Source organism: Mycobacterium sp. (assembly GCF_040509115.1).
Taxonomy (GTDB): Bacteria; Actinomycetota; Actinomycetes; order Mycobacteriales; family Mycobacteriaceae; genus Mycobacterium.
Genome location: NZ_JBEVLO010000347.1, coordinates 1 through 6795 on the forward strand (window position 1 = coordinate 1; position 6795 = coordinate 6795).

7 protein-coding genes are annotated in these 6795 nt (G+C 68.8%); 1 reads left to right on the top strand and 6 read right to left on the bottom strand.

Annotation, left to right across the window (positions count from 1 at the left end; translation table 11 throughout):
* Window positions 1-19: 19 nt before the first annotated feature.
* Genes ABW137_RS24390 through ABW137_RS24410 form a run of 5 tightly spaced genes read right to left on the bottom strand, consistent with a single transcriptional unit; the run spans window position 20 to window position 5620 of the window.
* Complete coding sequence (locus tag ABW137_RS24390) at window positions 20-1003, bottom strand: ornithine cyclodeaminase family protein (protein WP_526404033.1); 984 nt, start codon at window positions 1001-1003, stop codon at window positions 20-22.
* A gap of 27 nt (window positions 1004-1030) precedes the next feature.
* Entirely contained in the window at window positions 1031-1957 is a 927-nt protein-coding gene (locus ABW137_RS24395; RefSeq protein WP_526404034.1) for an ABC transporter permease, read from the bottom strand.
* Window positions 1954-3069 carry an ABC transporter permease gene (locus ABW137_RS24400; protein ID WP_526404035.1) on the bottom strand — a complete coding sequence of 372 codons (1116 nt, stop codon included), beginning with the start codon at window positions 3067-3069 and terminating at the stop codon, window positions 1954-1956. The genes ABW137_RS24395 and ABW137_RS24400 overlap by 4 nt, the downstream gene beginning before the upstream one ends.
* Entirely contained in the window at window positions 3066-4613 is a 1548-nt protein-coding gene (locus ABW137_RS24405) for an ABC transporter ATP-binding protein (protein WP_526404036.1), read from the bottom strand. The genes ABW137_RS24400 and ABW137_RS24405 overlap by 4 nt, the downstream gene beginning before the upstream one ends.
* Window positions 4614-4624: 11 nt before the next feature.
* Entirely contained in the window at window positions 4625-5620 is a 996-nt protein-coding gene (locus ABW137_RS24410) for a BMP family protein (protein ID WP_526404037.1), read from the bottom strand.
* 164 nt (window positions 5621-5784) lie between these two features.
* Between ABW137_RS24410 and ABW137_RS24415 the strand changes: the two genes are divergently transcribed.
* Entirely contained in the window at window positions 5785-6510 is a 726-nt protein-coding gene (locus ABW137_RS24415; protein ID WP_526404038.1) for a GntR family transcriptional regulator, read from the top strand.
* 43 nt (window positions 6511-6553) lie between these two features.
* Here ABW137_RS24415 and ABW137_RS24420 read toward each other — a convergent pair.
* A partial coding sequence (locus ABW137_RS24420; RefSeq protein ID WP_526404039.1) for a dihydrofolate reductase family protein occupies window positions 6554-6795 on the bottom strand: 242 nt, incomplete at its 5' end.

Consider the following 6795-nt stretch of genomic DNA (forward strand, 5'->3'; position numbering starts at 1 on the left):
GCGGTCGACGCGTCGAGCGTCACGCGCCCATGTCCACCCGTGTCCCGATGCCCCGCCTGCGGGCGGTCTCGACCAGTGCGTGGGCGGTGACGAGGTCCTGCAGGCCGATGCCGACCGAGTTGAACAGGGTCACGTCGTCGTCGCTCTGCCGTCCGCGGCGGGGGTCGACGATGACGTCGCCCAGTTCGACGGCGACGTCCGACTCGCGCAGATGGCCTTCGCGGATGGCGATCACCACTTCTCCCGACTTGGTGAGCGCGGTCGGGCGGCTGTCGACGACCAGTCGCGCCGACGCCATTCCAGCGCCGTCGATCTCGCGGTGATCGTTGCGCGGCGGGGCGCCGACGGCGTTGAGGTGAAGGCCGGGCCGGAACCAGGCGCCCTCGACGATCGGCACCCGTGACGGGGTGAGCGTGCAGACCACGTCGGCGGCCGAGAGGACGTGCCGGGGGGAATCGGCGCGCTCCACCCTGAGATCCAGATCCTCCACTCGCTGGCGGAACTCATCAACGGTGGCGGCGCTGCGAGACCACACGAACACCTTGTCGATCGGCCGGATGCGTGCGATGGCGCGGGTGTGCTCGACGGCCAGGTTGCCTGCTCCGATCAGGCCGAGCGACGTGCTCGACGCCCGCGACAGGTGCGCGGTCGCGACGGCGCTCGCCGCTGCGGTGCGCACCGCGGTGATGATGCGCCCGTCCAGGACTGCGACGCACTCGCCGGTGTCGGTGGACGTCAGCAGGATGGTGGATCGCTGCGTCGGCAACCCGACCGCGCGGTTGAACGGCATGTCGGACAACATCTTCACCGCGCTGTAGTGCTGGCGTTCCGCGGTGGCCGTCATGGGAATCACCGTCCCGCCCCCGGCGAGGGAGAGGGCGGCGGGCGCCGGATTGGTCGCGGTCCCGATGGACAGGTCGGCGTGTGCGCGTTCGACCGCGTCGTAGACGGCGGACCGATCGATGATGGCGGCGACGTCCGAGTGGGTGAGCACGATGGCCATGGCTGGGTTCCTTTCGGGTTGTGGTGATTAGACGCGGCCGACGTAGGGGACGGTCAGACAGGAGGGCGCCTTGCGTCCGCCGACGAAGCCGCTGATCGCCACGATGGCGATGAGGTAGGGCAGCATCACCAGCACGGCGTAGGGAATGTTGACCCCCAGCGCGGGTAGCGCGAACTGCATGGCGCGGGCCACGCCGAAGAACAGTGCCGCCCATAGGATTCCACTGACCCTCCACCGGCCGGCGATCACCGCGACCACGGCGAGGTAGCCCATGCCCGCTGTCATGTTCTCGCTGAAGGACCGGACCTCCGACAGGGCTAGTTGGGCACCTGCCAGACCGCCCGCGCCGGAGGCGATGAGCACCCCGATGACACGGGTGCGGTTGACCGCGAGGCCGGTCCATCCCGCGGAGGTGGCGTCCTCGCCGACGGCGTCGATCCGCATTCCCACCATCGTGCCGCTGGAGAAGACCACCGCCAGCACGAGGACGATGGCCACGCACGCGTACCCGAGCGGCGTCTGACCGAACAGGGCAGGCCCGATGACGGGCACGTCGCCGAGTACCGGGATGTCGACGTCGTCGAAGGCGGGGACCGACTGGCCCCGGCCTCCGTCGAGAAGGACGCGCGCACCGAAGGTCGTCAATCCGAGCGCGAGCGCATTGGCGGCGACTCCGACGACGATCTGATCGGCGCGGAACCGAACACTGAGCAACGCCTGGGCGAGGCCGAAGATCAGCCCGGCCACGACGCCGGCGACGGCACCGAAGATGGCGCTTCCGATCGTGACGGAGGCCAGCACGCTGGCGAAGGCGCCGGCCAGCATCATGCCCTCCATGCTCAGGTTGAGCACGCCTGCGCGTTCGCTGATCGACTCTCCGGTCGCGGCGAGGAGCAGGGGGATCGCGAACGCGACTCCGCTGGAGACGATTTCGGTGATCATGCTGGTGCTCATGCCGAGACCTCCTTCGTGTGATCGTCGGCGAGTTGGGTGCCGGCCGAAAGTGATTGTGGTCGTTTGGGTTTGGTCGTCGTCCACCAAGCTGCGCCTGCGATGAAGATGATGAGGACGCTCTGGACGACCGTGATCGTCGACGCGGGTACGCCTGCGGCGAGTTGCAGATTGATCCCGCCGGAGACCAGGAAGCCGAAAAGCAGCGAGACGGCGGCCACGGCGGTCATGGAGCCGCGGGCCAGTAGCCCTACCACCAGTCCGCTGAAGCCGAAGCCCGACGAGAAGCCGTCGGCCAGGATGAACGGTGCGGTGGTGACGAGTAGTCCGCCGGCGAGCCCGGAGAAGCCGCCGGCCGCGGTGAGGCCGACGAACGCCGTTCGGTCGACCGGTACTCCGAGGCGAGCGGAGGCACTACCGGACAGGCCGACGGCGCGAAGGCGAAGCCCGGCCGCGGTGTGGCGCAGCATGATTCCGATCGCCGCCACCAGGATCACCGCGAGCACGATCGCGATCGTCGCTGGATTCTTGTGGAGCCCCAGCAGGGGAAGATGGGCTGCGGCAGGGAGGGCTTCGGATTGCGGGAGCGTCTCCGATGACGTCATCGGCTGACGCAGCAACGACGGCTCCTGGACCATCAGCACCACGAGGGCGAGCCCGATGAAGTTGAGCAGCAGAGTGGTGATGATCTCGCTGGTGCCGCGATGCACCCGCAGCCACGCGGCGATCGAAGCCCACGCGCCACCCGCCACGGTGGCGGCGATCAGGATGGCGGTCAGCGCCAGAGGCGACGGCAGCCCGGCAGGCAGCGAGACGCCCACCGCCGTGGCGGCGATGCCGCCGAGGCACAGTTGGCCCTCACCGCCGACGTTGACGAGCCCGGCTCGGTAGGCGACGGTGAAGCCCGCTGCCACCAGCATCAAAACGGCAGCGGTGTTCAACGAGGTGCCGATCGCGAAGCGCGATCCCAGGGTGCCCTCGACGAGGGCGTCGATCACCTCGACCGGTCCGGCTCCCGCGGTGGCCGCGAGGCCGAGGCCGACGATGGCGGCGGCGATCAACGCGCCGATCGCGACCGTCAGGGGGTGGCGGATCCGGGGCTTGAGACCGGTCATGCGCAGACTCCCGTCATGAGGATTCCGACATCGGTTGCAGCGGTTGGTGAATCGGTCATGACCGAACCGGTCAACGTCCCGCGGTAGGCCACGACGATCCGGTCGCACACGGCGATCAGCTCGTCGATCTCGCTGGAGGTGACGAGTACTGCGGCACCGTCGTCGGCGGCGGCGCGCAGCCTGTCGAGCACGAACCCGACCGCGCCCGCGTCGAGGCCGCGGGTCGGTTGCGCCGCGACGACGACGCGTAGGCCCGCGGTGGACAGCTCGCGGGCCAGAACGACCTTCTGTTGGTTGCCTCCGGACAGGGAGCCGATGGGAGCGTCCGGGCTCGACGCGCGGATCTTGTACTCCGCGATCGCCTTTGCGGCGTCGGTCCGCATCCTGGCGCGGTCGAGCAGGCCCCACCGTCGGTAGTCCGCCAGGCGGGGCATCGCGATGTTCTCGGCGATCGACAGTTCGGCGATCATGCCTTCGGCGTGGCGGTCCTCCGGGATTACGGCCAGCCCCGCGCCGGTGCGCTGAGCAGGCGATGCGCCGGTGAGGTCCGCTCCGTCGATGCTGACCGTCCCGTTCGTTGGCGGCAAGGCCCCGGACAGCACCTCGATCAGTTCGGACTGTCCGTTGCCCTCGACGCCTGCGATGCCGACGATCTCGCCACCGGCGATGCTCAGGCCGACGTCAGCCAGCGCGACGCTACCGTCGGATCTGGTGACGCCAATACCGTCCACTCGCAGCGCCGCACCGGTGTCGGCGTTCGTCGATCTCCGAGGCGTGCGGGCACGCTCGAGTGGTTCGGTGTCGCCGAGCATGAGTTCGAGCAGTGCCGACAGCGGGACGTCGGCCAGCCTGCCGCCGCCCACGACGGTGCCTGCGCGCAGGACCGTGGCCTCGTCGGCGGCGCGGGCCACCTCGCCCAGCTTGTGCGTGATGAGCACGACGGACTTCCCGTCGGCGACGAGCGCGGCGCACGTCGCGATCAGCGCGTCGATCTCGGTGGGGTCGAGAACGGCCGTCGGCTCGTCGAGCAGGATCAGCTGGGGATCCCTGAGCAGTGCCTTGACGATCTCGACGCGCTGGCGCGCGCCGACGGTCAGGTCACCGACGGTGGCCTTGGCGTCCACGGTCAAGCCGTAGGAGTCGGCGATGCGGGCCAGGTCGGTGGACAGTCGGCGCCTCGGCGGCCGGAAGCCGTCGCGTCCGAGCAGCAGGTTGTCGGCCACCGTCATCGTTGGGATGAGCGAGAAGTGCTGGTGCACCATCGCTACTCCGGCCCGCAGGGCGTCGGACGGATTGCGCGGCCGGTACTCGGCGCCAGCTAGCCTCATGCGGCCGGTGTCGGGGGACACGGTGCCGTAGATGCTGTTGCACAGCGTCGACTTGTCTGCCCCGTTCTCGCCGAGGATGCAGTGCACGGACCCGGGTTTGACGCTCAGCGTGACGGCGTCCAGCGCGCGAACGGTGCCGAACGTCTTGCCGACGCCGTCCATGGCGAGCAGGGCGGTGGTGGTGTCGGGCACCACGTGGTCTGCGGTGATGGTCATGGCACGGACTCTCAGTACGCCTGGACGGTGCCGGCGACGATTGCCGACTTGGCGTTTTCCACGGCGGCGGCGACGGCGGGATCACCCGAGCAGACGAGGTAGTCGGTGCCACCCTTGTCGCTGGTGACACCGAACGGCACCTGCTCGGCCTTCCACGTTCCGTCCATCATCGAGGACACGGCATACTCGATCTCGGTGCCGATGTCGGTGCGGACGAAGCCGGCGTAGACGGTGTTTGCGCAGTCGCCGGGGATCGGTCCGCCGCTCATCCGGTTCCCGGACTCCTTGGCGGCCTGTTCCATGCCTTGCTTCCCGAGGTTGACGATCTGGCTCAGCACGTCCGCGCCGCTGGCGTAGGCGGTGCCCGCGGCCTGCTTCGCCTTCGCCGGGTCGTTGAAGTCGCCGACGTACTGCGGGTTGAGCACCTGCACGTCGGGTCGAGCGAATCGGGCACCGTTGCCGAACGCGTTCGCCGCGTTGACGATTGCCGGCAGTTCGACACCGCCCACGAACCCGACGGTGCCGGTCTTCGAAGACGTGGCGGCCGCGGCGCCTGCGATGAACTCGGCCTCAGCCTGCTGTGGGTCGTAGTAGGCCAGGTTGGGCATCGGCTCGGCGTCTGAGGGACCCCCGATCTCGACGAACATCACGTCGGGGAACTGGGGGGCGACCTTGCGAACGTCCGCGTCGGTCTGGCCGCCGACGGAGATCACCAGATCGTTCTGAGATGCGAAGCGCTGCAACGCCTGCTGGTAGTCAGCGGCCGCCACCTGTTCGACGTAGCTGGCGTCGACCCCGTCTCCGTATTCGGCTTGGACCCGCTGAAACCCCTGGTATCCCGACTGCATGAAGCCGGTGTCGTTGATGGAACCGGGTAGGAAGACGCCGACGGACAGGGCGTCGTCGGTGCCGGTCTTGCTTTCCGAGGACCCGCAGGCACTGGTGCCCAGTGCGACGAGGCCTGCGGCCGCCAGGGCGACGACCTTGGTGGGGAGTGTGCACTTCATCGAATTCTCCTGCGTTGGGGCTACCAATTAGCGGTATACCGTTACGAAGAGCCTCCGACCGAGCCATTTCGATTTGGTTTCCCCGGAGTAAGGATCGTGTTAATGGTATACCACTAAGTCGACGGCGGCTATGCTGTAGTCGAGCCCATGGAAAGGGGTCGATGATGACAACCGCGGTGCCGGAAGCGGCCCGAAAGTCGCTGCGCGAGAGGGCTTACGACGAGCTGAGGTCGCGGATCGTCGGGCTGGACCTGGCGCCGGGAACCCGGCTCGTCGAGCGTGACCTGGCCGAGGAGCTCGCCGTGTCCCGCATTCCGCTGCGCGAGGCGATACAGCGACTGCAACAGGATGGCCTGGTGGTGGTCGTGCCACGTCAGGGCGCCATCGTGTCGCCGTTCACGGTAGACGACGTCCGCGACCTGTTCGACGTGCGGGAGAGCCTGGAGGTCCTCGCCGCGCGGCTCGCCGCCGAGCGTGCCGATCACGCGGGATTGAAAGCCCTTGCTGCGCAACTCGATACCGCACGCCGCGCGACGAGGCGCGACGACAAACCCGCCATCGCGGCGGCCAACGCCGGCTTCCACACGATCATCGTCGACCTGGCCGCCAACCCACTCCTGGAATCGCTCCTGCGACCGTTGGAGGCCAGGACCCAGTGGCTCTTCCACCTCACCAAGGACCGCGACCCCGGCGTGCAGTGCCGTGAACACGAGGAGTTGCTCGCCGCGATCGCCGACCACGACGCCGACCGCGCCGCGGCCTCCGCCTTCCACCACGTGCACTCCGGCCGCGACGCCAGCCTGGCCATGGCCGCCGACTGGTCGAGCACGGCGATCGACCCGGTGCTGCTCACCAAGAGTCGACGGCGAGGCGCAGCGGCGGACGCCTGAGAGCCGAAGCCGACCGTCGGAGTCGAGCTCAGATCCGGCGAACCTAGTCTCCTGCGGCGATGACGCGGTAACGCAGGTGGACGACGCCAGGCGCTTCGAGCACGCGGGCCAGTTCGAGTCTGGGCTTGCCTGCCTCGAAGCCGTCGAACAGCCGCTCACCCGAACCGAGGATCAGCGGGTTGACCTGCAGGTCGATCTCGTCGACCAACCCGGCTCGGATCGCCTGGCGGGCACAAGCCGCTCCACCCGCGATCGAGATGTCCCGCCCGCCGGCGACGGTCCTGG

Coding starts and splice junctions, on each gene's coding strand:
- ABW137_RS24390 (WP_526404033.1), bottom strand. CDS start 1,003: ATGGCCATCGTGCTCACCCACTCGGACGTCGCCGCCATCATCGATCGG.
- ABW137_RS24405 (WP_526404036.1), bottom strand. CDS start 4,613: ATGACCATCACCGCAGACCACGTGGTGCCCGACACCACCACCGCCCTG.
- ABW137_RS24410 (WP_526404037.1), bottom strand. CDS start 5,620: ATGAAGTGCACACTCCCCACCAAGGTCGTCGCCCTGGCGGCCGCAGGC.
- ABW137_RS24400 (WP_526404035.1), bottom strand. CDS start 3,069: ATGACCGGTCTCAAGCCCCGGATCCGCCACCCCCTGACGGTCGCGATC.
- ABW137_RS24395 (WP_526404034.1), bottom strand. CDS start 1,957: ATGAGCACCAGCATGATCACCGAAATCGTCTCCAGCGGAGTCGCGTTC.
- ABW137_RS24415 (WP_526404038.1), top strand. CDS start 5,785: ATGACAACCGCGGTGCCGGAAGCGGCCCGAAAGTCGCTGCGCGAGAGG.